The sequence below is a fragment of the Pseudomonas sp. HMSC063H08 genome, from assembly GCF_001813645.1.
Taxonomy (GTDB): Bacteria; Pseudomonadota; Gammaproteobacteria; order Pseudomonadales; family Pseudomonadaceae; genus Pseudomonas; species Pseudomonas aeruginosa.
In genome coordinates, this window is the sequence record NZ_KV813372.1 from 14,840 (window position 1) to 39,999 (window position 25,160).

Sequence of the window (25,160 nt, forward strand, 5' to 3'; positions counted from 1 at the left end):
GCTCATGACGTTCGCTTCCCTCGGTCTGCTCGACCCCCTGCTCAAGGCCCTCGAAGGGCTCGGCCACGGCACGCCTACGCCGATCCAGGCCCAGGCCATACCTCCGGCGCTCAAGGGCCGCGACCTGCTCGCCGCAGCACAGACTGGCACCGGCAAGACCGCCGGTTTCGCCCTGCCGTTGCTGCAGCGGCTGACCCTGGAGGGGCCGCAGGTCGCTGCCAACTCGGTGCGCGCACTGGTCCTGGTTCCGACCCGCGAACTGGCCGAGCAGGTCCATGCCAGTATTCGCGACTACGGCCAGCACCTGCCGCTGCGTACCGCGGTGGCCTACGGTGGGGTCAGCATCAACCCGCAGATGATGAAGCTGCGCAAGGGGGTGGATATCCTCGTCGCCACTCCCGGGCGGCTGCTCGACCTGTATCGGCAGAACGCGGTGAAGTTCGCCCAGCTCCAGGCGCTGGTGCTGGACGAAGCCGATCGCATGCTCGACCTCGGTTTCGCCCGCGAGTTGGACGAGCTGTTCGCCGCGCTGCCGCGCAAGCGCCAGACCCTGCTGTTTTCCGCGACCTTCTCCGACGCCATCCGCACGCTGGCCCGCGAACTGCTGCGCGACCCGCTGTCCATCGAGGTCAGTCCGCGCAATACCGCGGCGAAGAGCGTCAGGCAATGGCTGGTGCCGGTGGACAAGAAGCGCAAGGCCGAGCTGTTCTGCCACCTGTTGCAGGCCAATCGCTGGCGCCAGGCGCTGGTCTTCGCCAAGACCCGCAAGAGCGTCGAGGAACTGGTCGGACTGTTGCAGCGCCAGGGTATCGCCGCCGACTCGATCCATGGCGACAAGCCGCAGCCGGCGCGGCTGCGCGCCTTGCAGCGGTTCAAGGCCGGCGAGGTAGACCTGCTGGTAGCCACCGACGTGGCCGCGCGTGGCCTGGATATCGAGGAAATGCCGCTGGTGGTCAACTTCGACCTGCCGATCGTCGCCGAGGACTACGTGCATCGCATCGGCCGTACCGGCCGTGCCGGTGCCTCCGGCCAGGCGGTGTCGCTGGTCTGCGCCGACGAAGTGGAGCTGCTGGCGGCGATCGAGACACTGATCGGGCAGACCCTGCAGCGCCGCGAGGAGCCCGACTTCGCGCCGGAGCACCGGGTGCCGCAGACCGCACCGGGCGGCGTGGTGCTGAAGAAACCGAAGAAGCCGAAGAAACCCAAGGCCGCGGAGAGCGCCGGCAAGCCCGGCAAGATCCACTTGGGCAGTTGGTTCGACAGCAGCGCGCCGACGGTCAAGGCGGTGCGCAAGGCGCCGGGCTTCGGCGCGGGCGCGGCGGGCAAGCCGAAGAAGCGGCCATCCGGCAAATAGCGAGGCGCTGGCGTACTGGCCTCTAGCCCCTGCCGCGCAACCAGGCCAGCGCGCCGAGTCCGGCTACGCGCCCGCTGGCGAAGCAGGCGGTCAACAGGTAGCCGCCGGTGGGCGCCTCCCAGTCGAGCATTTCCCCGGCGCAGAACACACCGGGCAGGCCAGCGAGCATCAGGTTGCGGTCGAGCGCCTCGAAGCGCACGCCGCCGGCGCTGCTGATCGCTTCGTCCAGCGGACGCGGGCGCAGCAGCGTCAGCGGCAGGCGCTTGATCGCCGCCGCCAGGAGGGCCGGCTCGGCATAGGTGGCGGCGGGGGTGAGTTCACGCAGGAGGCCGGCCCGAACCCCATCGATGCCCAACTGGCTGCGCAGGTGATTGGCCATCGACCTGGAACCGCGCGGGCGAGCCAGGGCTGCCTCGATCTGCTCGCGACGCCTGTTCGGCAACAAGTCCAGCCATACTTCGGCCGATCCCTGTGCCTCGATCCGTTCGCGGATGGCGGCGGAGAGGGCATAGACCAGGCTGCCCTCGATACCGTCGCGGGTCACGACGAATTCGCCCTGGCGCGGCGTTTCGCCCGCCAGTCCCATGGCCACCGGTTTGACCGGAGCGCCGGAGAACTTGTCGCGAAACAGCTCGCTCCAGCCGCCGATCTCGAAACCGCAATTGCTTGGCCGCAGGGGCTCGACCTCGACGCCGCGGGCCCGCAGCAGGGGCACCCAGGCGCCGTCGGAGCCCAGGCGCTGCCAACTGCCGCCACCGAGCGCCAGGATCACGGCGTCGGCCCGTATCGACAGGCGCTCGGCGGCGCTCTGGATGTCCAGCGTACCGTCCGCGTTCCAGCCCAGCCAACGGCAGCGGGTATGGATGAGCACGCCTTGCTCGCGCAGGCGCTTGAGCCAGGCACGGAGCAACGGCGCGGCCTTCATGTCGGAGGGGAACACCCGGCCGGAACTGCCGACGAAGGTGTCGATACCCAGGCCGTGGATCCAGGCGCGCAACGCATCCGCGTCGAATTCGCCGAGCAGTGCGGCGATTTCCTTCTGGCGCCTGCCATAGCGGCCGAGGAATTGTTCCCTGGCCTCGGCATGGGTGATGTTCATGCCGCCGACGCCCGCGAGGAGGAATTTCCGGCCGACCGAGGGCATGGCGTCGAACACTTCCGTGCGTACGCCCGCCTGGCTCAGGACCTCCGCGGCCATCAGGCCTGCGGGACCGCCGCCGACGATGGCGACCTGGGGGGAAGGGGAGGATGCTTGACTGGGCATGTGGACGACGAGCGAGACCTGGGGAAACCGGCGTGCAGTGTAACCGAGGCGAAGACCGCCTCCGAGCCTTGTCGATGCCACCTGGTCCGCTCGCCGTGCGCCTGGTCAGGAACTGATCAACCGTCGGGAGGCCAGGCACGATGCGCTGCACGGAGCGTTTTTCGCACCTTATCCACAGGCGGTTCCACATGCTTTGTGGAAATCCGCCGATGCTCGTCGCGTGACAGGAACGACTTCCGGTCGCGCTTGCCCGAAGGTGCCTAGGCCTGGGCTTCGACAGCGAAGCGCCAGGTCAGTGGATCAGCGAATTGCGCTTGGCGAACTCTGCGAGGTCGACCAGCGAACCCAGGCCGAGCTTCTGCAGCAGGCGGGTCTTGTAGGTGCTGACGGTCTTGTTGCTGAGGAACAGCTTCTCGCCGATGGCCTTGTTCGAATAGCCCATGGCGAGATGCTGGAGGACGATCATCTCGCGGTCGGAGAGCAGGCCGATAAGCTCGCTTTCGGAAATGCGCTCCGGCGGGGTGCCGAGGGTATCGAACGTGAGCGAAGGAAAGAACGTGTAGCCAGCGATCACGGCGTTCAGGGCGTTGATCAGGTTGTTCAGGTCTTCTTCCTTGTTGACGAACCCACGGGCGCCGACCTGGATGCAGCGCTTGCAGAACGCCTCTGCGGATTGTGAAGTGAGTACCAGCACCTGGGTGCGCAGTTCCAGCGACTTGATCCGCGAGATCACGGTCAGGCCGTCGAGCTTGGGAATGCCGATGTCGAGAATCACCACGTCCGGTTCGTGCTCCCGGACCAACTGGATGGCATCCACGCCATTGTCCGTCTCGGCCACCACCTGCAAACCATGCTTTTCCAGCAGGACGCGCACGGCGAGGCGGATGACGGGGTGGTCGTCGACGATCAGGACGGTATGCATAAATTCGATTTACCTTGAGGGACCGGGGCAGGGTCGGGATTCGATTTCCCGGGCGCTGCCGCCGGTGGTCATCCATGTTGGGCGCTAGACCGAGATCGCCGTCCAGAATAGCCTGTTGAGGCGGGGCGATTCGGTTTTTCATGTGGAACCATGCTAATCCAACCGAACCTCCAAATCAGTAGGAAAATTCCCACAAAACATGGGGACTTGTCCCATAGGTCTAGTAAGGGAAACACAGCAGTATATCGCCGGTATTTCCTGGAAACCCTGTGTGGACCGTGATGAATGATTTGAATGTTCTGGTGTTGGAGGATGAGCCTTTTCAGCGCCTGGTAGCCGTCACAGCCCTGAAGAAAGTGGTGCCCGGATCGATCCTCGAGGCGGCGGACGGCAAGGAGGCGGTGGCGATCCTGGAGTCCTGCGGACACGTCGACATCGCCATCTGCGACCTGCAGATGAGCGGCATGGATGGCCTGGCGTTCCTTCGCCACGCAAGCCTGAGCGGCAAGGTCCATTCGGTGATCCTCAGCAGCGAGGTGGATCCCATCCTGCGCCAGGCCACCATTTCGATGATCGAGTGCCTGGGCCTCAATTTTCTCGGCGACCTCGGCAAGCCATTCAGCCTGGAGCGGATCACCGCCCTGTTGACCCGCTACAACGCTCGTCGCCAGGACCTGCCGCGACAGATCGAAGTCGCCGAGCTGCCCTCCGTGGCGGACGTGGTGCGCGGCCTCGACAACGGCGAGTTCGAAGCCTACTACCAGCCCAAGGTGGCCCTGGATGGCGGCGGCCTCATCGGCGCCGAGGTCCTGGCACGCTGGAACCACCCGCATCTCGGCGTATTGCCGCCGTCGCATTTCCTCTATGTGATGGAAACCTACAACCTGGTCGACAAGCTGTTCTGGCAACTGTTCAGCCAGGGTCTGGCGACGCGCAGGAAGCTGGCGCAGTTGGGGCAGCCGATCAACCTGGCGTTCAACGTCCATCCTTCGCAACTGGGTTCGCGTGCGCTGGCCGAGAACATCTCGGCGTTGCTGACCGAGTTCCACCTGCCGCCCAGTTCGGTGATGTTCGAGATCACCGAGACCGGGTTGATCAGCGCTCCTGCCAGCAGCCTGGAGAACCTCGTGCGTCTGCGGATCATGGGCTGCGGCCTGGCGATGGACGATTTCGGCGCCGGCTATTCGTCCCTCGACCGGCTCTGCGAGTTTCCCTTCAGCCAGATCAAGCTGGACAGAACCTTCGTCCAGAAGATGAAGACCCAGCCCAGGAGTTGCGCCGTCATCAGCAGTGTCGTGGCGTTGGCGCAGGCGCTGGGAATTTCCCTGGTGGTGGAAGGGGTGGAGAGCGACGAACAACGGGTACGCCTGATCGAACTCGGTTGCTCCATAGCCCAGGGCTATCTGTTCGCCCGGCCGATGCCGGAACAGCACTTTCTCGACTATTGCTCCGGATCCTGACGCCACCGCCCTGGCCTCGGCTGCCGCTAGCCGAACGCCGGGCCTCGCGCCGGACGCGTTTCCTTTCCATACAACTGCTGGCCCTGCCGCACAGACCTTTCATGCGATCAAAACTATTCCTGCTGTTCTTCTGCCTGCTGCTGTCGGGCGGACGCCTGTTCGCCGTCGAAGCGCATCCGTCCCTGACGCTGTTCAGCCAGTTGCGCATCGAGCACGAGGACATGGCGATCGCCGAGGACGACTGGGCCTGGCTGCGCCACAAGGGTCACCTGAGGCTCGGCGCGGCGCTGGACGAGACCTCGCCCTTCAACGTCCGGCTCGACGACGAGAACTACGAAGGCATAACGGCGGACGTCGCCACGCTGGTCGGGCAGTTGCTCGGCATGCGCATCAAGGTCGTGAGCTTCGATACCCATGCGGATGCCGTGGCGGCGCTCGCTGCCGGAAAGATCGACCTGCTTGGCAGCCATTACAGCTCGGCGGGTGATTCCTCCCTGGTGCTCAGCCAACCCTATGCCCGTGATCGATTGGCGGTGTTCAAGCGGATGGGGGAAAAGCGCAACTCGCCGGAGGATCTCGCCGGACTCAGCGTGGCGGTGGCCCGGGAGCATGTCGGGGAATTGCGCCAGCGTTTCCCGCGGGCGCGTTTCGTGGTCTTCGGCAGCCATGACGAGGCCGTTGCCGCGGTGGCTTTCGGACATACCGACCTGTATCTCGACGATGTGCTCAGCGCCTACCACCGGATCAATCGGTCCTATTACGGCTACGTGAGGTTCGAGCGGTTTGCCGATGCCCGCCTGGAAGGGGGCTACGGCTTCCTCCTTCGTCGCGGCGACACGAACCTGTTGCGCGTCGTCAACTCGGCGATCGGCGCGATCAACCAGGACCGTCTCGAAAGCATCGCCAGGCGCTGGGTCGGCAGCGGTTCCCTGCCAACGGGCCAGCGTATCGCGCTGACGCCGCAGGAGAGTCGCTGGATCGCTCGCCACCCAGTGGTGCGGTTGGTCATCAACGACGACCTGGCGCCGCTGGCCTTCTTCAATTCCGACGAGACCTTCTCGGGCATCGCCTCCGACCTGCTGGACATGATTTCCCGCCGCACCGGCCTGCATTTCCAGGTCACGCCTCGCAGTGGCGGCTTCCCCGAGCAGATCGGCGTATTGGCCAGGAAGGAGGCGGACCTGGCGATCATGAGCCGCAGCAGCAAGCGCGAGGAAATGCTGCGTTTCACCCGCTCGTTCCTGTCCACCTCGTACGTCCTCGTCACCCGGGCGGACGACAAGGGACGCGCGGAGAGCCCCGGAAGCCTCGACGGCAAGCGCATAGCGATTCCCGCCGGCCATGTGGGCATGCAACAGGTGCGCGAGCGCTATCCGCAGGCCTCGATGGTGGAGGTCGGCGTCGCGCTGGATGCCATGAACCTGGTCTACGAAGGGCGGGCCGACGCGGCGGTGGTGCCGCTGGTCACCGCTCGCTACTACATCGTCCGGTTGTTCCGCGAGAGGCTGGCGATCGCCGACCTGGTTCCCATCGGCGCGGCCACCGCCCACTTCGCCGTTCGCCGTGGCGACGCCGAACTCCAGTCGATTCTCGACAAGGCCTTGCTGAGCATCTCGCCGGACGACCTGAGCGATATCGTCAATCGCTGGCGCTCGCCGCCGGGGATGAGTGGCCAGACCTGGGTCGACTACATCCTGGTGATCACCGAGATCCTGGCGATCGCAGCGGCCTTGCTGCTGTTCTGCCTGGGCTGGGTCACTTATCAGCGCCGGCAGATCAGGGCGCGCGCGCGGGTCGAACAGGCGCTCAGCGACCAGTTGCGGTTCGTCGAGGCCCTGACCGACTGCATGCCCCCGCCGCTGTATGTGCGCGATGTCAACGGACGGATGCTGTCTTGCAACCGCAGCTACTTGCAGAGCGTCGGCCTGAGTTCCGATGAGGTGATGAACCGCACCGTGCTCGAGCTGCCCATGGAAAACTTCGAGACCGCTCCGGAGTTCCATCGCAGCTACCTGATGGCCATGCGCGAGGGCAGGACCATCGAGGCGGTCTACCCGGTGGCGCTGGGCGGCCGGGAGCGCTGGATCGACCACTGGATCCAGCCGTTCCGCGATTCCAGCGGGACCATCCGCGGTGTCATCTGTGGCTGGCTGGACATCACCGAGCACCGCCAGTTGATCGATGAGCTGGAAGAGGCGAAGAACCTGGCCGACGAAGCGAGCCGGGCCAAGACCACCTTCCTGGCGACCATGAGCCACGAGATACGCACGCCGATGAATGCGGTGATCGGCATCCTCGAACTGGCGCTCAAGCGTGCCGAGACCGGTCGGGTGGACCGTTCCAGCATCGAGATCGCCTATGCCTCGGCGAAGAGCCTGCTGGAGCTGATCGGCGATATTCTCGACATCGCCCGCATCGAGTCCGGTCGCCTCAGCCTGTCGCCGAAACGGGCCAACCTGCGCGAGCTGGTGGAATCGGTGGCACGGGTGTTCGAAGGCCTGGCCCGGCAAAAGCGCCTGAGCCTGGTGCTGGAGATCGACTCGAGCATCAACGGCGACGTACTGCTGGATGCCATGCGCTTCAAGCAGATCCTCTCCAACCTGGTCAGCAACGCGATCAAGTTCACCGACGAGGGCTCGATCCGCATCCGCATCGATGGCCGCCAGGTGGAGCCGTCGCTGTTGCAGGTCAATCTCTGTGTGGAAGACACCGGCATCGGTATTTCCCTGGGCGACCAGCAGCAGTTGTTCCGGCCTTTCGCCCAGGTCAACCGCAACCTGCAGAACACCGAGGGCACCGGGCTCGGCCTGGTGATCTCGCGCTCGCTGTGCGAAATGATGGGAGGGCGCCTGGTGATGAGCAGCGAGCTGGGGCAGGGTACGCGGATCGACGTCGAGCTGCGCCTGCAGGTGCTGGAACCGATCGTCGAGAACGTGCGGGCGATCCCGCTCGGCAGTCGCCAGGCGCGGCGGTTGCAGGTGCTGGTGGTGGACGATCATGCGGTCAACCGGCAGATCCTCCATCAACAGCTGAGCTTCCTCGGTCATGACGTGGAGGAAGCGGAGAACGGCCTGAACGCTCTCAACCTCTGGCATGGGCAACCGTTCGACATGGTCATCACCGACTGCCACATGCCGCTGATGAGCGGCTCCGACCTCGCCCGCTCGATCCGCCAGGAGGAGCGCGAGAATGGCGAGGAACCGGTGGTCATCATCGGCCTCACCGCGGACGCCCAGCCGGAGGAGATCGAGCGCTGCATCCAGGCTGGAATGAACGAATGCCTGATCAAGCCCATCGGTCTCGATGTTCTCGAGGAGCGTCTTCTGGCCCTGGGCTTTGCCGACGACGACCTGCCCGTCACCATCGACGCCGAACCCGTCGCGATACCGTCGGACCCCCGTCTCTACGACCTGGATTCCCTGCATGCGCTGACCGGCGGCGAGCCGACGATGCTCAGGCGGCTGCTCGATGAACTGCTGACCAGCAACCGCAAGGACCTGGAGACCCTCGAGGGACTGGTGCAACGCCAGGAGACCGGCGAACTGGCCGAGCTGGCGCATCGGATCAAGGGCGCGGCGAGGGTGGTGCGTGGCGAGCAACTGGTGGAAAGCTGCCGGCGCCTCGAGGATGCCTGCCTCAGCCCGAACGCCTCGTTCGCCTGGGTGGAGGAGTGCGCCGTTGGGGTGAAACTGGCGATCCTCGCCCTGGACGAGAGTCTGGTGGAAGAGTGCACGGATTGACGTGGCTTGCGCCCGTTGCCCGGGCGGTAAACCAATCGTCATCGCTTTGCCCGAGGATCGGGCATGTCCAGACGCGGAAAAGACTACACTCCGGTTGGGTAGCCTTTTCCGCGAAGCCTGACCAAAGATCGGAATACCGCCCTCGCGGGCACCCCAGCCGATTCCTGCGGTCAGATAGTCCTTCTGGAGTGCGTTGAACGAAAGGAACCAAGCGATGGCCGACCTGACCAGCCTGAGCATCGAGCATCTGCGCTCGCCACGGCTGTATACCCACCGTCTGATCCTGCGGCCCTGGCTGGTGCAGGACCGAGCCAGGTTCGCCGAGCTGAATGCCGACCCGCGGGTGATGGAGTTCTTTCCGTCCTGCCTGGATCGCGCCCAGAGCGACGCGTTGCTGCGCCGCATCGACGCGCACTTCGCCGAGCACGGTTTTGGCTGGTGGGCGCTGCAGGTCAAGGGCGGCGATCCTTTCATCGGCTACGTGGGGCTGGAGGTCGTGGACTTCGATGCGCCCTTCGTACCCGCGGTGGCCATCGGCTGGCGTCTCGCCGCCGAGCATTGGGCGGAGGGCTTCGCCCACGAGGCGGCCGAGGCGGCGCTGAGCTACGCCTTCGATACCCTTGGCCTGGACCAGGTGGTGGCTTTCACCGTACCGGCCAACGAGAACTCCCTGGGACTGATGGAGCGCCTGGGGATGCATCGCGATCCCACCGACGACTTCGAGCATCCCGACCTGCCCCCCGGCCACCGCTTGCGGCATCATGTGCTGTACCGGTTGACGCGCGAGGACTGGCTTCGCAGATGAGTCGGCCGTTTCCGAAAAGGCCTCCCATGAACGCGAACCTTCCCCCTTCCGCCATTTCCGAACTGCATGGCCCGCGCCTGCTGCTGCGCGCCTGGCGCGACAGCGACCGCGAGGCGTTCGCCGAGATGTGCGCCGACCCGCAGGTAATGGAATTCTTCCCCAGTGTGCTCGACCGCGCGCAGAGCGACGCCTTGGTCGATCGCGTCCAGGCGCATTTTGCCGAGCGTGGCTACGGGCCCTGGGCCCTGGAGCTACCGGGCGAGGCGGCGTTCATCGGATTCACCGGCCTGTTCGACGTGACCATGGACGTGCACTTCGCCCCGACCGTGGAGATCGGCTGGCGCCTGGCGCCCGCCTACTGGGGCCGTGGATTCGCCCGCGAAGCGGCGGAAACCGCCTTGGACTTCGCCTTCGAGCGGCTGCGCCTGCCCGAGGTGGTGGCCTTCACCACGCCGCCCAACCGCCGCTCCTGGGGCTTGATGGAGCGCCTGGGCATGCGTCGCGATCCGGCCGAGGATTTCGACCACCCACTCCTGGCAGCGGATCACCCGATGCGCCGGCATATCCTCTATCGCGTCGACGCGGCCCGCTGGGCGGAGCGGTGAACATGGGCGACGGCGGCGGCGAGGTGCTCTCCTACCATCGCCTCAGCATGCATCGCCCGGAGCGCTACGCTCCCGGTCCCGGCGGACTGGACTGGGCGACCCAGCCGGCGCCGTTCCGCCAGTACCGGGGCTGCCGGCAAGTCGAACTGCTGCATCGGCCGCTGGAGGAGTCGCCACCCTACGACGGGGTGTTTTCCGGGCCGGCGGCCGCGCCCTCCCGGCTCGATCGCCGCAGCCTCTCGCAGATGCTCTACGACGGATTGGCGCTGTCGGCCTGGAAGGAGGCCGGCGGCACTCGCTGGGCGCTACGGGTCAATCCGTCGAGCGGCAACCTGCATCCCACCGAAGCCTACCTGCTGCTTCCCGGCGGTACCCTGGAGCCGGCGCCACTGCTCGCCCACTACCGTCCCGACAAGCATGCCCTGGAGGTGCGCGGCGAACTGCCGGCGCCGCTGGCTTCGCTGCTGGATGACTGCTTGCCGGCCGGCGGTTGCCTCCTGGCATTGACCAGCGTGCCCTGGCGCGAGGCCTGGAAATACGGTGAGCGAGCCTATCGCTACTGCCAGCATGACCTCGGCCACGCGCTGGCCTGCCTCTCGATCGCCGCGGCGATCCAGGGCTGGGAGATGCGCCTGCTGCGCGGCGTCGCCGAAAGCGCACTGGACGGCCTGTTCGGCCTTGACCGGGACGGCTTCGCCGAGTGCGAGAGCGTCGACGCACTGTTCTGGATCGGGCCGGCGCTCACGCAGGAGCCTTCCCTTTCGCCGCGCCTGTGCGAAGGGCTGGCGGCCCTGCCATTGGCCGGCGCACCGAACCGGCTGTCGCGGGAGTACCGGGACTGGCCGGAGTTGCAGCGGATACATGGGCTATGCCGGGCGCCGCGCCTGCCGGCACGCCCGTGGAGGGTCGCACCGGGCGAGCCCGGCAACGACAACCCCGGCCTGCCGCTGCGACCGCTGCTGCATCGGCGGCGTAGCGCGCAGCGCATGGACGGGCGCGCCGGCATCGATGTCGAACTGCTGCGGGCCTGGCTGCGCAGGCTGCTGCCGGAGCGCTCGCCGGTGCCTTTCGCGGTCACCGGCGAGGCCGCGCGGGTCGATCTACTGCTGTTCGTCCATCGCGTCCGGGGCCTGGTGCCGGGGTTGTACTGGCTGGATCGCAGCGGCCTGCGGCGGCCGCCGATGCGCGAGGACTTCCTCTGGCAGCGCGTCGATCCGGAGTTGCCGCTGTACCTGTTGCAGGAAGGCGATGCGCGCGCGCTGTCGGCGTATCTCTCCTGCCAGCAGGACATCGCCGGCGACGGCTGCGTCGCGCTCGCCATGCTCGCCCATCTCGGCGCGGCGCTCGAAGAAGGCCCCTGGTGCTATCCGCGGCTGTACTGGGAATGCGGGCAGCTCGGCCAGTTGCTCTACCTCGAGGCGGAGGCCGCTGGGCTGTCTGGGACGGGTATCGGCTGCTACTACGACCCCCTGGTGCATGAGCTGCTTGGACTAACGGATGAGTCCATGGCCAGTCTCTACCATTTCACCCTCGGCCGCGCGGTGTGGGACACTCGTCTTTGCAACATGCCCGCGTACCCGGCCTTGCGCCGCGACTAGCCCGTCGACAGCCCGAATTCGAGGAAACACCCCATGACCCAGATACTGGACAACCTGGTGGCTTTGCTGAGCCTGGAACCCATCGAGGAGAACCTGTTCCGGGGCATGAGCCAGGATCTCGGCTTCCGCCAGCTCTATGGCGGCCAGGTCCTGGGGCAGGCGCTGTCGGCGGCCAGCCAGACGGTGGAGGACGATCGCCACGTACACTCCATGCACGGCTACTTCCTGCGTCCCGGCGACGCCAGCATGCCGGTGGTCTACCAGGTGGACCGGGTGCGCGACGGCGGCAGCTTCAGCACCCGCCGGGTCACCGCGATCCAGAAAGGCCAGCCGATCTTCACCCTGAGCAGCTCCTTCCAGTACGACGAGGAAGGTTTCCACCACCAGATCGAGATGCCCGAGGTGGTTGGCCCGGATAATCTGCCTTCGGAACTGGAGCTGACCCGCCAGCGCGCCGAGCGGATTCCCGAGCGCATCCGCGACAAGCTGCTGTATCCGAAGCCCATCGAGATTCGTCCGGTCACCCAGCACGACCCCTACGACCCGCAGCCCGACGAACCGGTGAAGTACCTCTGGTTCCGTGCCGACGGCAAGCTGCCGGACGTCCCGGCGCTGCACAAGTACCTGCTGGCCTACGCCTCGGATTTCGGTTTCCTTACCACCTCGATGCAGCCCCATGCCGTTTCGGTGTGGCAGAAGACCATGCAGGTCGCCAGCCTCGACCACGCCCTGTGGTTCCACCGCGACCTGCGCGCGGACGAGTGGCTGCTCTACGCCATCGACAGCCCCTGGGCCGGCAACGCACGCGGTTTCGTGCGCGGCAGCATCTTCAACCAGAGCGGCCAGCTGGTCGCCTCGTCGAGCCAGGAAGGCCTGATCCGCAAGCGTGAGGACTGGGCGTGAGGCTGGCCGACATCCGCCACTGGGTGTTCGACATGGACGGCACCCTGACCCGGGCCGTGCACGACTTCCCGGCGATCCGCCGAGCGCTGGACATCCCCGAGCAGGACGACATCCTGCTGCACCTCGCCGCCCTGCCCGAGGCCGAGGCGGCGGCCAAGCACGCCTGGCTGCTCGAACACGAGCGCGCCCTGGCCGAGGCCGCGCGGCCGGCGCCGGGCGCACTGGAACTGGTGCGCGAGTTGCAGCGGCGCGGCGTGCGCCTGGGCATCCTGACCCGCAACGACCACCAGTTGGCGCTGATCACCCTCGAAGCGATCGGCCTGGGCGGCTGCTTCCCCACCGAGCACATCCTCGGGCGCGGCGAGGCGCGGCCCAAGCCGGACCCTGATGGCTTGCTGCGCATCGCCCGACGCTGGAACGTGACGCCGGCGGAGCTGGTGATGGTCGGCGACTACCGTTTCGACCTCGACTGCGGACGCGCCGCGGGTAGTCGCACGGTGCTGGTCAACCTGCCGGAAAACCCCTGGCCGGAGCTGGCCGACTGGCACGCTGCCGATTGCCATGCGTTGCTCGAGCAACTGCAAACGCCGTAGGAATATCCGGCGGAAAACCTCGAGGGCGGCAGCGCCAGCGGCTCCCCGAAAACGAAAAAAGCGCAGGAGGCCAGGCTCCTGCGCTTTTTTCCTGCGCATCCGTGCGGGATGCGGCGGCCGTTATCAGCCGTTGATCGCGTCGGTCAGCGCCTTGGCCGGAACGAACTTGGCTACACGCTTGGCAGCGATCTCGATCGCCTTGCCGGTCTGCGGGTTGCGGCCGGTGCGCGCGGGACGCTCGGAGACCTTCAGCTTGCCGATACCCGGCAGGGTGATTTCGCCATCGTTCTCCAGGGCGTCCTTGACGATCTCGGCGAGCTGGTCGAGCGCGCTGCGAACGGTGGTCTTCTGCGCGTCGATGGCTTCGGCGATGTCCTGGATCAGTTGGTCTTTGGTCAGTGCCATGGTGGTGTAGCTCCTTGGTAAAAGACTGCGCGAGGGGCCTCGCACAGAAACGGGCGTGATTTTAAACAGCTTGGCGCGAATAAGGTTCCCTTTTCTCCGCTTATTTGTTTCCTCGCACGACGCGCATGACAGAGCCGTTACAGAGGTTTTCGCGGCTGTCCGGAATGATGCCGGCGTCGGTTGCCCGACGCATCCTCATGGTTCTGCCAGGGGCGCATGCCTCCGGTTCTTAGTTAAGGATTATTGGTTATTTATAGGTTAGGGTTTCATCCATTAGGGTTATAAGCAGGACATCCCGTCCCTTTCCATCACCGGAGCCTGCTTACCTCGCGCCAACGCCTGGCCCTCGCTCCCCGTTCGAGGTGCCGCATGAGCGAAGCCCGGCTCCACTCGCCCGACCCCAGGACACCGCGACCCATGGCCGGTTGGGCGGCAAGCCTGCGCGACAGTGGACTGCTGGCGCTGGCAGTGCCGCGCGTGTTCGCCGGCATGGAGCGGGACTGGGGGGAAATCTTCGCTGGCGTCCGCCACCTGGCCGAGCAGGAACTCGAGCTGGCACGGCGCCTGGCCCTGCATCATCTGCAGATCGCTTCCATTCGCCTGCTGGGTAGTCCTGAACAGCAGCGCCGCCTGTTGCCGGCCAGCGTCGAGCGTCGCTGGCTGTGGAGCGAGGCGGTCGATCTGCGGCGCGCCCAGCCCGAAGCGCAGGAGCACTGGCGGGGCGGTTTCCTGGTGGGTGGGCGGGGTAGCGATTGCTTCGCCGTGGAAGACGTGGATCGCTTGCTGATCTCAGCCTGGCACGCGCCCTCCCGCGCTCACCTGATCGCTGTCGCCGAAACGGGGCGGGCAGGCATCGACATCTCCGGCCTCGCCGATGGCTCGGGGCTGTTCTTGCCCGCCGGGCAGCGGCTGCATTACCAGCGGCTGCGGCTGCATCCCGAGGACATCCTGGTGCCGCCCGGCCTGCCGCCGACCCCGTGCGGGCAACTGCGCGAAGGCTTGACCCGATTGGCCCAGGCCAACCTCGACCTGGGCCAGGCTGCGCGGGTGCCGGGCGAGGTGGCGGGGCAGGGAGAGGCGCCGCGTCTCCTCGCCCTCGCGCTGCGTCTTGTCGAACTGGCGGCGGAGTCCTTCCAGGCGGCATTCGCCCGCGGCGGCGCGCTGACATTCCGCGAAAGCGCGGCGGCGTCGCTGCTGGCGAGCGAGGCGGAGGCGGTGGCCCGCGCCGGGCTGCTCGCCTGCCTGCGCCGACAGGCCCTGGAAGCCCGTCTGCTGGGCGCGGCCCTGTAGGGACGGGGGGCATGGAGCAAGGGCGGAAGGGCATCCGGGTGCGCGTTCGCGCTCATAAACTAATTCCAAAATATTATTTATATCGCTTTTTTTATATCTGTAATCTGCATCGCACCGGACCACCGGACTCGCTGTCGCCACCCATTGCCCGTCCCTGGTCCGTTCTCCTCCGGAGCGCGGCACCGTTGCCTCCGAGGTTCGCCCGATGAAACGCCCGAATTCCCTGCACCGCCTGGTGGCAGCCCTGGCCTTTGCCAGCCTTTCCGTCGCCGCCCAGGCCGCCGACATCACGGTCGGCTACCAGACCGGCATCGACCCGACCAAGGTGCCCCAGGCCGATGGCCTGTACGAGAAAGCCATCGGCGAGAAGATCGACTGGCGCCGCTTCAACAGCGGTCCGGAAGTGATCGCCGCGCTCGCCTCCGGCGACCTGCAACTCGGCAACATCGGGTCCAGCCCGCTGGCAGCGGCGACCTCGCGGAAGCTGCCGATCGTCGCCTTCATCGTTTCCGCGCAGATCAACGCCGCCGAGGCGCTGGTGGTGCGCAATGGAAGCGGGATCGGGAAACCCGAGGACCTGGCCGGCAAGACCATCGCTACCCCGTTCGTTTCAACCTCCCACTACAGCCTGCTCGGCGCCCTCAAGCACTGGCAGATCGATCCGTCCAAGGTGAAGATCGTCAACCTCAACCCGGCCGAGATCGCTGCCGCCTGGCGTCGCGGCGACATCGACGGGGCCTTCGTCTGGTCGCCGGCGCTGGGCGAGATCAAGAAAAGCGGCAAGGTCCTCACCGACGCCGCCGAAGTCGGCCAGTGGGGTGCGCCGACCTTCGAGGTGTGGGTGGCGCGCAAGGACTTCGCCGAGAAGCATCCTGAAATCGTCGCCCGCTTCGCCCGCGTCAGCCTCGATTCCTTCGCCGACTACAACGCGCACAAGGCCGAATGGACCGCCGACTCCGAGCCGGTGAAGAAGATCGCCCGGCTGACCGGCGCCGATCCCAGGGACGTCCCCGAACTGCTGGCCGGCTCGACCTTCCCGGAAAGCCAGGCGCAACTGTCCGCCGACCTGCTCGGCGGCGGCACCGCCAAGGCTATCGCCGGCACTGCCGAATTCCTCAAGGAACAGAAGCGCGTGCCGGCCGTCCTCGGCGACTACTCGCCCTACGTCAGCGCCGACTTCGTGCGCCAGGCGGAGCAGGTCCAGGTCGGCCAGCGCTGAATTCCGCGCCTCCGCTCCGGCCTGTCGGAGCGGAGGCTTTCTTACCCTACGGAGGGCAGAACACATGAGCCGTCTGACGGCCGAGGCGATCAGCCTCTCATTCGAACAGCGCGGCCAGCGCCGCGCCATCCTCCGCGATCTCAGCCTGGGCCTGGCCAAGGGCGAGTCGCTGGTGGTGCTGGGTCCTTCGGGCTGCGGCAAGTCGACACTGCTGAACATCCTCGCCGGTTTCCAGACGCCGGACCAGGGACGCGTGCAGATCGACGGCCGGACACTCGAAGGGCCTGGCGGCGAGCGCGGCGTGGTATTCCAGGACGACGCCCTGATGCCCTGGCTCAACGCCCTCGACAACGTCGCCCTGGGCCTGCGCATCCGTGGCCTGGGCAAGGCCGAGCGCACCGCGCGGGCGCGCCAGGTCCTGCAACTGGTGGGCCTCCAGGAGTACGCCGAGCAGTCCGTCGCCCAGCTCTCCGGCGGCCAGCGGCAACGCCTCGGGCTGGCACGCGCGCTGGCGGTCGAGCCGGACTTCCTGCTGCTCGACGAGCCGTTCGGCGCGCTCGACGCGCTGACCCGCGAGCGCATGCAGGTGCTCCTGCTGGACCTGTGGAAGCAGACCGGCAAGGGCCTCTTCCTGATCACCCACAGCGTCGACGAAGCCCTGTTCCTGGCTACCGACCTGGTGGTGATGGACGGCCCGCCGGCGCGCATCGTCAAGCGCCTGCCGGTGGACTTCGCGCGGCGCTACGCCGCCGGCGAAACGGTGCGTTCGATCAAGTCCGATCCCGAGTTCGGCCGTTTGCGCCAGGCGTTGCTGGACGAATTCCTCGATGTCGCGGAGGCCGAACATGCCCACTGATACCCTCGGACTCGCCGTCGCCAATCCTGTCCCGCGCAAGCGGCGCCTGCCCGGCGACCGTCGGCGCTGGGCCGCCGGTGCCAGCGTGCTGGCCCTGGCCCTGCTGTGGTGGGCGGCGACCCGTTTCGGCTGGGTCGACGTGCTGTTCCTGCCGGCGCCCGAACAGCTCTTCGAAGCCCTGCAACGGCTATGGCAGGAGGGCTACCTCGATGCCAGCCTGCTGCAACACGTCGGCACCAGTCTGCTGCGGGTGCTCCTGGCGCTCGGCGCGGCGGTGCTGACGGCGATCCCGCTGGGCGTGCTGATGGGCCTCAACCCCTTGGCCGGAGCGGCCCTCGATCCGCTGGTGGAGTTCTACCGGCCGATCCCGCCGTTGGCCTACCTGCCGTTGATCGTCATCTGGTTCGGCATCGGCGAGCTGAGCAAGGTGCTGCTGATCTACCTGGCGCTGTTCGCGCCGCTGCTGATCGCTACCGCCGCCGGCGTGCGTCGCGTCGACCGATCGCGGGTGCAGGCGGTGCGCTGCCTGGGAGCCAGCCGCTGGCAGGTGGTGCGCTACGTGATCCTGCCGAGCGCCTTGCCGGAGGTCCTCACCGGCCTGCGCATCGCCCTCGGCGTCGGCTGGTCGACCCTGGTCGCTGCCGAACTGATCGCGGCCAATCGCGGCCTCGGCTTCATGGTCCAGTCCGCCGCGCAATTCCTCGCCACCGACGTGGTGGTGGTCGGCATCCTGCTGATCGCCGCCATCGCCCTGGCCTTCGAACTGGGGCTGCGCTGGGTCCAGCGGCGCTTCGCCGCCTGGGGCTGAACGCGAGAGTCCCGAGTCATTCCCGAACCGACCTTCACCCTCGCGGCGAAGGCCGGAGCGAGGGCGCGCAGGACGCGCCCGCAACCTGCCCGACGAGTAGCACGACATGAGCCTGACCATCCAACCCATCAGCCCGGCCCTGGGCGCCATCGTTTCCGGCATCGACCTCGGCGCGCCGCTGGACGACACCGGCCAGCGGGCCATCGAGCAGGCCCTGCTCGAACACCAGGTGCTGTTCTTCCGCGACCAGTCGCTGGAACCCAGGAGCCAGGCGCGCTTCGCCGCCCGCTTCGGCGACCTGCACATCCATCCGATCTACCCCAGCGTGCCGGAGCAGCCGGAGGTCATCGTCCTCGACACCGCGGTCACCGACGTGCGCGACAATGCCATCTGGCACACCGACGTGACCTTCCTCGAGACCCCGGCGCTGGGGGCGGTGCTCGCCGCCAAGCAATTGCCGCCGTACGGCGGCGACACCCTCTGGGCGAGCAGCACGGCGGCCTACGAGGCGCTGTCGGCGCCGCTGCGGCGCCTGCTGGACGGCCTCACGGCGACCCACGACATCGGCAAGTCCTTCCCCCGCGAGCGCTTCGGCGTCACCGAGGCCGACCTGGCGCGCCTGGAGGAGGCCCGCCTGAAGAATCCGCCGCGCTCGCATCCGGTGGTGCGCACCCATCCGGTCACCGGGCGCAAGGGCCTGTTCGTCAGCGATGGCTTTACCACCCGCATCAACGAACTGGAGCCGGCCGAGAGCGATGCGCTGCTGAAGTTCCTCTTCGCCCATGCCACGCGACCTGAATTCACCGTGCGCTGGCGCTGGCAGGAAAACGACGTGGCGTTCTGGGACAACCGCGTGACCCAGCACTACGCGGTGGACGATTACCGGCCACAGCGGCGGGTCATGCATCGCGCCACCATCCTCGGCGACAAGCCCTTCTGACGACGCCGCGCGCGGGCTTCCTCCGGCGGCCCGCGCCGGCAACTGTCCGTTCCGCCAGCTTTTGCTCTCGAAAAGGTCGCCTCTGCGACATTCGCTGTCGTGTCCCGGCGTGCCGCTCTCGCCTAAGCTTGGCGGGTCCAATTGTTTCGAGAGTTTTCATCCATGCAAGAACGCATCCCGGATGAGCTGACCCTGCCAGAGCTCACCCTGCGTGGCCTGATCCTCGGTGCGCTGATCACCGTGGTCTTCACCGCCTCCAACGTCTACCTCGGTCTGAAGGTCGGCCTGACCTTCGCCTCGTCGATCCCGGCGGCGGTGATCTCGATGGCCGTCCTGCGCTACTTCTCCGGCGCCAACATCCTCGAGAACAACATGGTGCAGACCCAGGCCTCGGCGGCCGGCACCCTGTCCTCGATCATCTTCATCCTTCCCGGCCTGCTGATGATCGGCTACTGGAGTGGCTTCCCGTTCTGGCAGACCGCGGCGATCTGCTCCATCGGCGGCATTCTCGGGGTGCTCTATACCATTCCGCTGCGCCGGGTGATGGTGGTGCAGAGCGAACTGCCGTATCCGGAAGGGGTGGCGGCGGCGGAAATCCTCCGGGTCGGCAGCGACGGCGCCGAGGACGAGGAAGACGCCCGCGCGCCGCGTGCCGCCGGTAACGCGCCGGGGCTCTACGACATCCTCGGCGGCGGCCTGGTGGCGGCGCTGTTCAGCCTCTGGAGCAGCGGCTTCAAGGTTCTCGCCGAAGGCTTCAGCGTCTGGCTCAGTGCCGGGCAGGCGGCGTTCCGCCTTTCCACCGGTTTTTCCCTGGCGCTGGTCGGTGCCGGCTACCTGATGGGCATCACCGCCGGCATCGCGATCCTCATCGGCGTGGTGATCTCCTGGGGCGTCGCGGTGCCGTTGCTGACCGTCAACAGCGTGCCGGCCGACGGCCAGAGCCTGTCGGACCTAGCCACCCAACTGTGGAGTTCGCAGGTGCGCTTCCTCGGCGCCGGCACCATCGGCGTGGCCGCGCTGTGGACCCTGGCGACCCTGTTCAAGCCGATGGTGCGGGGCGTCTGGGCCTCCCTCGGGGCAGTGCGCGGCAATAGCCAGGCGAACAGCCTGCGCACCGAGCTGGATATGCCGGCCAAGTGGATCCTGCTGATCGCCGGGATACTGCTGGTCTCGCTGTTCGTGGTCTTCAGCCACTTCCTCGGTGCCGCTGCGCCGGACATGGCCAGCCCGCAGTTCTGGAGCCTGGTGGCGGTATGCGTGGTGTTCGCCTTCTTCTTCGGCTTCCTGATCGCCGCCGCCTGCGGCTACATGGCCGGCCTGGTCGGTTCGTCGAGCAGTCCGATCTCGGGGATCGGAATCATCGCGGTCATCCTGGTGTCGTTGCTGATACTCGGCTTCGGCAGCATCGAGGGCGGCCTGCTGGACCGCCAGAACGGCAAGCTGGCGATCGCCCTGGCGCTGTTCACCACCTCGGTGGTGCTGGCCATCGCGGCGATCTCCAACGACAACCTGCAGGACCTCAAGACCGGCTACCTGGTCGGCGCCACGCCCTGGCGCCAGCAGGTCGCGCTGATCGTCGGCTGCATCGTCGGCGCGCTGGTGATCCCGCCGGTACTGGAACTGCTCTACAGCGCCTACGGCTTCACTGGGGCCCTGCCGCGCGAGGGAATGGACCCCGGCCAGGCCCTGGCCGCGCCGCAGGCGACCCTGATGACGGCGATCGCCAGCGGGATTTTCCACGACGCGTTGAACTGGAACATGATTCTCATCGGCGTCGCCCTGGGCATCGCCCTGATCCTCGTCGACCTGCTCCTGCGCCGTACCGGCAAGGCCTGCCTGCCGGTGCTGGCGGTGGGCCTGGGGATCTACCTGCCGCCGACCATCGGCATGACCCTGGTGGTCGGCGCGCTGATTTCCTGGCTGCTGGAAAATGCCCTGAAGAAGCGCGCGGCGGCAGCCGGGGTCGACGAAGAGACCTATGCCGAAGAGCCGAAGCGACGCGGCGTGCTGCTGGCCTCGGGGCTGATCGTCGGCGAGAGCCTGATGGGCATCCTGCTCGCCGGGGTGATCGGCGCCACCGGCGAGGACGCGCCGCTGGCGCTGGCCGGCGCCGGCTTCGCGGGCATCGCCCAATGGCTGGGACTGGTGGTATTCGTCGCGATCTGCGTGCTGTTCTACCGGCGAGTGCTGGCGCGCTGAGGGATTCGTGGCTGCACGGGGAGGGGATGTTGCCGCTAGCGTCATTCCCTGCGGTCAGGGACGGAGGATGAGGGAAGGGGCGCCCTGCGCGCCCCCTTTTCCTGCACTCAACGCACCAGGTGCAGGAACTGCAGGTGCCGCTCGTACTGGTCGAGCATGTCGTTGATGATCTGCTCCTTGGTGTAGCCCATCAGATCGTAGTCCTGGCTACCTTCGGCGAGATGCACCTCGGCACGGAAGTAGCGGCGATTCTTCAGGTGCAGGCCGCCCATGCCGGCACGCGCGAAGGACGGCGTGAAGTAGCCGCGCATCAGCACCTGGTAGAGGAACCGATGCTGCTCGCCATGACCGATCTCCAGGCTCAGCGAGGCGTTGCCCGGGTCGAGCTGGGCGTCCACCGCCAGGCCCTTCTCGCGGAACACCTCGGAAACCTCGCTGATCGCCGGGCGCACCACATCGTTCATGAAGCGGTACACCTCGTCCCGCGAGGGGAAGTGCACGGCCTGCGACAGGCGTCGCTTCCAGCCGCCGGAGCGCTTGCCGTTGCCGCTCATCAGCGGCGCCAGGGAGTGGCTCCGCGCCCGCTGGCGCTGCGACTCCATGTAGAAGGCCTTGTGCAGGCCCCACATCATCAATAGCAGGATCAGCGAGAAGGGCAGGGAGGTCAGCACCACCGCCGACTTCAGCGCGTCGATGCTGCCGGCGAACAGCAGCCCTCCGGTGACCAGCGCGGTGACCGAGCCCCAGAACACCCGCAGCCACTTCGGTCCGTCGTCGTCGGCGCTGCCGCCGTGGGCGGAGAGGGTGGAGAGGACCACGGTGCCGGAGTCCGCCGAGGTGACGAAGAAGACGAAGCTGACCAGCACAGTGACGGTGATCACCGCGCGGCTCCAGGGGTAGTTCTGGAGCATCTGGTAGAGGGCCATCGACGGCTGCTCGATGGCCACCCGGCCGAGTTCGCTGGCGCCGCCGAGGGCCTGCTCCAGGGCGCTGTTGCCGAAGATCGACATCCACGCCAGGGTGAAGCCGAGCGGGATGAACAGCACGCCGAAGACGAATTCGCGGATCGTCCGGCCGCGCGAGATGCGCGCGATGAACAGGCCGACGAAGGGCGCCCAGGCGATCCACCAGGCCCAGTAGAACACCGTCCACGAGCCCAGCCAGTCGCTGGGACCGCCGTAGGCGTAGAGGTCGAAGCTCTTGCCCGGCAGGTGGCCGAGGTAGTCGCCGACGTTCTGCACCAGGGTGTTGAGCAGGTGCTGGGTCGGACCGGCGAACAGCACGAACAGCAGCAGGCTGCAGGCCAGCAGCATGTTGATGTCGGAGAGGATGCGGATGCCCTTGTCGACCCCGGAGACCGCCACCGAGATCGCCGCGCCCATCATCAGCACGATGAGCGCCATCTGCACCGGGTGGGTATGCGGGATGGCGTACAGGTAGTCCAGCCCGGAGTTGAGCTGGAGCACGCCGAAGCCCATGTCGGCGCCGAGGCCGAACACCGTGGCGATGATGCCGAAGCAGTCCACCGTGTAGCCGACCGGCCCGTTGATGCGCTTGCCGATCAACGGGTAGAGCGCCGAGCGCAGGGCCAGTGGCAGGTTGTGGCGGTAGGCGAAGTAGGCCAGGGCCATCGCCACCAGGGCGAACACGCCCCAGCCGTGCAGGCCCCAGTGCAGGAACAGCAGTTCCATGGCCTGCCGCGCGGCTTCCTGGGTACCGGCCTCGCCTTGCGGCGGCTGGAGGAAGTGGGTCAACGGCTCGGATACGCAAAAGAAGAACAGGGTGATGCTGATGCCGGCGGCGAACAGCATGCCGGCCCAGGACAGGTAGCTGAATTCCGGCTCGTCGTGGTCGGCACCGAGCTTGATCTTGCCGTAGCCGGAAAGCGCGGTGACCACCACGAAGATCAGGTACAGCGTCATCGCCAGCAGGTAGTACCAGCCGACGGTCTGCGAGGCCCAGGTCTGTGCGGCCAGCAACCATTCGCCGGCGCGCTGGGGGAAGCCGATGACCACCGCGGCGAACAGCAGGATCAGGATCGCCGCACCGTAGAACACCGGGGGATTCATGCGGATGGGCGTGGGGGCGGAGGGGGTGGCGGAGGGCGATTGTGCGTCAGTCAAAACAGGCTGGTCTCCTCGTCCTTAATTTGATCAAGCGTTCAATATAAACACGATCAAGGGCTCGGGAGCCAATCCTTCGGACGTATGGAAGCCTTCGGCGCCGCGCTTTTCCCGCACGTTCGCCGAAGGATTCCTTCAGTTCGCCGCCAGTCCCAGGCGCCGCCTTCCCACCTTCTCGTCGCCGCCTGCCTGCTCGGTGGCCAGTTGCAGGAGCAGGGCCTGTACCTGCTCCAGCGACGGCGCTCCGGCTTGGCCGAGCAGGCGCCGCAGACCGGCCAACGATGGGTCTGGCGTTGCCCCGCCAAAATTCAGATGCTGCGGCAGGATTTCTTCCTTGTCGCTGACCAGCAGGGCGAAGTGGACGACGTTTTCCAGTTCGCGGATGTTGCCTGGCCAGGGATAGCTCTCGAGGATCCGCTGGGTCTCCACGCCGATGGCCGGCACCGGCAGGTCCAGGCGCTGGGCATAGACACCGACGAAGTATTCCGCCAGCGGCAGGATGTCTCCCGGACGTTCGCGCAATGGCGGCAGGCTCAGGCGGCCGTCGTGCAGGTACTGCTGCAGGCCGGCCAGGAACTTGCCGGCGCGCACCGCCTGGTCCAGGTCGACGCTGGTGGCGGTGACCAGGCGCACGTCATGGGGAATCGGCTGCTGCGCGCCGACCCGCAGCACCTCGCGTTCCTCCAGCGTCTGTAGCAGCCTGGCCTGCAACGTCAGCGGCAGGTCGCCGATCTCGTCCAGGTACAGGGTGCCGCCATTGGCCGAACCGAACCAGCCGGCGCGGCTGCCGACCGGGCCGTTGTGGGCGCCGGGGGCGTAGCCGAACAGCTCGGCTTCGGCGTGGTTGCGACTGAGGGCGCTGCAACTGACCGCGACGAACAGACCGGCGCGTTCGCTGTGGCGGTGGATCTGCCGGGCGAGCAGCTCCTTGCCGGTGCCGGTCTCGCCTTCGATCAGCACCGGCTGGCCCTGCGGCGCGAGGCGCTCGAGTTCTTCGCGGACCCGGTGCGAGCGTGGGTCGAAGAACACCAGGGCCTTGGCGCGGATGCTCAGCGGACTGCGGTCGGCGTCGGGGAAGGTCAACGGCGCGGGGCGTGGTTTCTCGCTCATGGGTAACTCCTTGACGGCACGGGGCGCCTCCAGCGCCTGCGCCGCGACGACGGACCGGGACGGCTGCGGGCGGGGGCCGTTGCGGAAAAAGAAACGCCGGTGCAAGCCATGCGACACCGGCGTGAACAAGGGGCGCTGCAACGGCGCCCAGCGTGGGAGTCGGGACGGGCTGGGGTCAGAAGGCCGGGACCACCGCGCCGGCATATTTCTTCTCGATGAAGGCTTTCACTTCCGGGCTGGTCAGCGCGGCGGAAAGCTTCTTCAGGGCGTCGCTGTCCTTGTTGTCCGGACGCGCCACCAGGTAGTTCACATAGGGCGAGTCGCGGTCTTCCAGGACCAGCGCGTCCTTGGCCGGGTTGAGCTTGGCCTCCAGCGCGTAGTTGGTGTTGATAAGGTCCAGGTCGACCTGGTCCAGCACGCGCGGCAACAGGGCCGATTCGAGTTCCTTGAACTTCAGGTTCTTCGGGTTCTCGGCGATGTCCTTGGGCGTGGCCAGGGCGTTGTTCGGGTCCTTCAGCTTGAGCAGGCCGGCCTTCTGCAACAGCAGCAGGGCGCGCCCGCTGTTGCTGCCTTCGTTGGGGATGGCGACGGTGGCGCCGTCGGGCAGCTCGGCCAGCGACTTGTATTTCCTCGAATAGCCACCGAAGGGTTCGACGTGTACGCCGACCACGGTGACCAGGTTGGTGCCCTTGCCTTTGTTGAAGTTCTCCAGGTACGGCAGGGTCTGGAAGTAGTTGGCGTCCAGACGCTTCTCGGCGACCTGCACGTTGGGCTGCACGTAGTCGGTGAACACCTTGATCTGCAGGTCGACGCCTTCCTTCGCCAGGGTCGGCTTGATCAGCTCAAGGATTTCCGCGTGAGGGATCGGCGTGGCGGCGACGATGAGCTTTTCCGCGGCGCTGGCGGAAACGCTGATGACGGAGGCCAGGGCAGTCAGCAGGAGCAGTTTTTTCATTCTTCGATCCT

At 66.9% G+C, this 25,160-nt stretch carries 20 protein-coding genes; 14 read left to right on the plus strand and 6 right to left on the minus strand.

Annotated features, from left to right (window positions below):
- Nucleotides 1-4: 4 nt before the first annotated feature.
- Nucleotides 5-1,354, plus strand: coding sequence for an RNA helicase RhlE1 (locus tag HMPREF2924_RS06980; protein ID WP_019396680.1), 1,350 nt, complete (start codon nucleotides 5-7; stop codon nucleotides 1,352-1,354).
- 22 nt (nucleotides 1,355-1,376) lie between these two features.
- Here the strand turns inward: HMPREF2924_RS06980 and HMPREF2924_RS06985 are convergent, their stop codons facing one another.
- Complete coding sequence (locus HMPREF2924_RS06985) at nucleotides 1,377-2,618, minus strand: TIGR03862 family flavoprotein (RefSeq protein ID WP_023094524.1); 1,242 nt, start codon at nucleotides 2,616-2,618, stop codon at nucleotides 1,377-1,379.
- A 292-nt stretch (nucleotides 2,619-2,910) separates the two neighbouring features.
- Nucleotides 2,911-3,540 carry a response regulator transcription factor gene (locus HMPREF2924_RS06990; protein WP_003093094.1) on the minus strand — a complete coding sequence of 210 codons (630 nt, stop codon included), beginning with the start codon at nucleotides 3,538-3,540 and terminating at the stop codon, nucleotides 2,911-2,913.
- Nucleotides 3,541-3,821: 281 nt separating this feature from the next.
- Here HMPREF2924_RS06990 and rocR point away from each other — a divergent pair, with 281 nt between their 5' ends.
- The 7 genes from rocR (at nucleotide 3,822) to HMPREF2924_RS07025 (ending at nucleotide 13,244) form a co-directional block, all read left to right on the plus strand.
- Nucleotides 3,822-5,000 carry a two-component system response regulator cyclic di-GMP-specific phosphodiesterase RocR gene (rocR, locus tag HMPREF2924_RS06995; protein ID WP_003106013.1) on the plus strand — a complete coding sequence of 393 codons (1,179 nt, stop codon included), beginning with the start codon at nucleotides 3,822-3,824 and terminating at the stop codon, nucleotides 4,998-5,000.
- 101 nt (nucleotides 5,001-5,101) lie between these two features.
- Entirely contained in the window at nucleotides 5,102-8,740 is a 3,639-nt protein-coding gene (locus HMPREF2924_RS07000; protein ID WP_009313393.1) for a transporter substrate-binding domain-containing protein, read from the plus strand.
- Between the two features lie 214 nt (nucleotides 8,741-8,954).
- The gene (locus tag HMPREF2924_RS07005) at nucleotides 8,955-9,545 is read left to right on the plus strand and encodes a GNAT family N-acetyltransferase (protein ID WP_003110394.1); all 591 of its coding nucleotides are present in this window, start codon (nucleotides 8,955-8,957) and stop codon (nucleotides 9,543-9,545) included.
- Nucleotides 9,546-9,571: 26 nt separating this feature from the next.
- On the plus strand, nucleotides 9,572-10,150 hold the full coding sequence (locus HMPREF2924_RS07010; RefSeq protein WP_003110395.1) for a GNAT family N-acetyltransferase: 579 nt from the start codon (nucleotides 9,572-9,574) through the stop codon (nucleotides 10,148-10,150).
- A gap of 2 nt (nucleotides 10,151-10,152) precedes the next feature.
- The gene (locus HMPREF2924_RS07015; protein ID WP_009313394.1) at nucleotides 10,153-11,748 is read left to right on the plus strand and encodes a SagB/ThcOx family dehydrogenase; all 1,596 of its coding nucleotides are present in this window, start codon (nucleotides 10,153-10,155) and stop codon (nucleotides 11,746-11,748) included.
- Between the two features lie 33 nt (nucleotides 11,749-11,781).
- Entirely contained in the window at nucleotides 11,782-12,651 is an 870-nt protein-coding gene (gene tesB / locus HMPREF2924_RS07020) for an acyl-CoA thioesterase II (protein ID WP_003093084.1), read from the plus strand.
- On the plus strand, nucleotides 12,648-13,244 hold the full coding sequence (locus HMPREF2924_RS07025) for an HAD family hydrolase (RefSeq protein ID WP_003107576.1): 597 nt from the start codon (nucleotides 12,648-12,650) through the stop codon (nucleotides 13,242-13,244). Before tesB ends, HMPREF2924_RS07025 begins: the two co-directional genes overlap by 4 nt.
- Before the next feature lie 123 nt (nucleotides 13,245-13,367).
- On the opposite strand, the gene HMPREF2924_RS07030 is transcribed toward HMPREF2924_RS07025, so the two are convergent.
- Complete coding sequence (locus HMPREF2924_RS07030) at nucleotides 13,368-13,694, minus strand: HU family DNA-binding protein (RefSeq protein WP_223198316.1); 327 nt, start codon at nucleotides 13,692-13,694, stop codon at nucleotides 13,368-13,370.
- A 324-nt stretch (nucleotides 13,695-14,018) separates the two neighbouring features.
- On the opposite strand from HMPREF2924_RS07030, the gene HMPREF2924_RS07035 reads away from it, so the two are divergent.
- From HMPREF2924_RS07035 to HMPREF2924_RS07060, 6 genes are all read left to right on the plus strand, one after another.
- Nucleotides 14,019-14,939, plus strand: a complete 921-nt coding sequence (locus HMPREF2924_RS07035) for an acyl-CoA dehydrogenase family protein (RefSeq protein ID WP_003132609.1) — start codon at nucleotides 14,019-14,021, stop codon at nucleotides 14,937-14,939.
- Between the two features lie 205 nt (nucleotides 14,940-15,144).
- A complete protein-coding gene (tauA, locus tag HMPREF2924_RS07040; RefSeq protein WP_003110398.1) occupies nucleotides 15,145-16,158 on the plus strand; it encodes a taurine ABC transporter substrate-binding protein in 1,014 nt (337 codons plus the stop codon).
- Nucleotides 16,159-16,222: 64 nt separating this feature from the next.
- A complete protein-coding gene (locus HMPREF2924_RS07045; RefSeq protein WP_009313396.1) occupies nucleotides 16,223-17,014 on the plus strand; it encodes a taurine ABC transporter ATP-binding protein in 792 nt (263 codons plus the stop codon).
- Nucleotides 17,004-17,822: an ABC transporter permease subunit gene (locus HMPREF2924_RS07050; RefSeq protein ID WP_003114312.1), complete on the plus strand. Its 819-nt coding sequence runs from the start codon at nucleotides 17,004-17,006 to the stop codon at nucleotides 17,820-17,822. Before HMPREF2924_RS07045 ends, HMPREF2924_RS07050 begins: the two co-directional genes overlap by 11 nt.
- Before the next feature lie 106 nt (nucleotides 17,823-17,928).
- Entirely contained in the window at nucleotides 17,929-18,762 is an 834-nt protein-coding gene (gene tauD, locus HMPREF2924_RS07055) for a taurine dioxygenase (RefSeq protein WP_003114311.1), read from the plus strand.
- Nucleotides 18,763-18,924: 162 nt separating this feature from the next.
- Nucleotides 18,925-20,961, plus strand: coding sequence for an OPT family oligopeptide transporter (locus HMPREF2924_RS07060; RefSeq protein WP_003132610.1), 2,037 nt, complete (start codon nucleotides 18,925-18,927; stop codon nucleotides 20,959-20,961).
- Between the two features lie 107 nt (nucleotides 20,962-21,068).
- Here HMPREF2924_RS07060 and betT read toward each other — a convergent pair whose 3' ends face one another.
- The 3 genes from betT to HMPREF2924_RS07075 all read right to left on the minus strand — a co-directional run bounded on the left by betT (nucleotide 21,069) and on the right by HMPREF2924_RS07075 (nucleotide 25,149).
- Nucleotides 21,069-23,030 carry a choline BCCT transporter BetT gene (betT, locus tag HMPREF2924_RS07065; RefSeq protein ID WP_003132611.1) on the minus strand — a complete coding sequence of 654 codons (1,962 nt, stop codon included), beginning with the start codon at nucleotides 23,028-23,030 and terminating at the stop codon, nucleotides 21,069-21,071.
- 189 nt (nucleotides 23,031-23,219) lie between these two features.
- On the minus strand, nucleotides 23,220-24,194 hold the full coding sequence (locus HMPREF2924_RS07070; RefSeq protein WP_003132612.1) for a sigma 54-interacting transcriptional regulator: 975 nt from the start codon (nucleotides 24,192-24,194) through the stop codon (nucleotides 23,220-23,222).
- Between the two features lie 175 nt (nucleotides 24,195-24,369).
- Nucleotides 24,370-25,149 carry a MetQ/NlpA family ABC transporter substrate-binding protein gene (locus HMPREF2924_RS07075; RefSeq protein WP_003093057.1) on the minus strand — a complete coding sequence of 260 codons (780 nt, stop codon included), beginning with the start codon at nucleotides 25,147-25,149 and terminating at the stop codon, nucleotides 24,370-24,372.
- Between the last annotated feature and the right edge of the window lie 11 nt (nucleotides 25,150-25,160).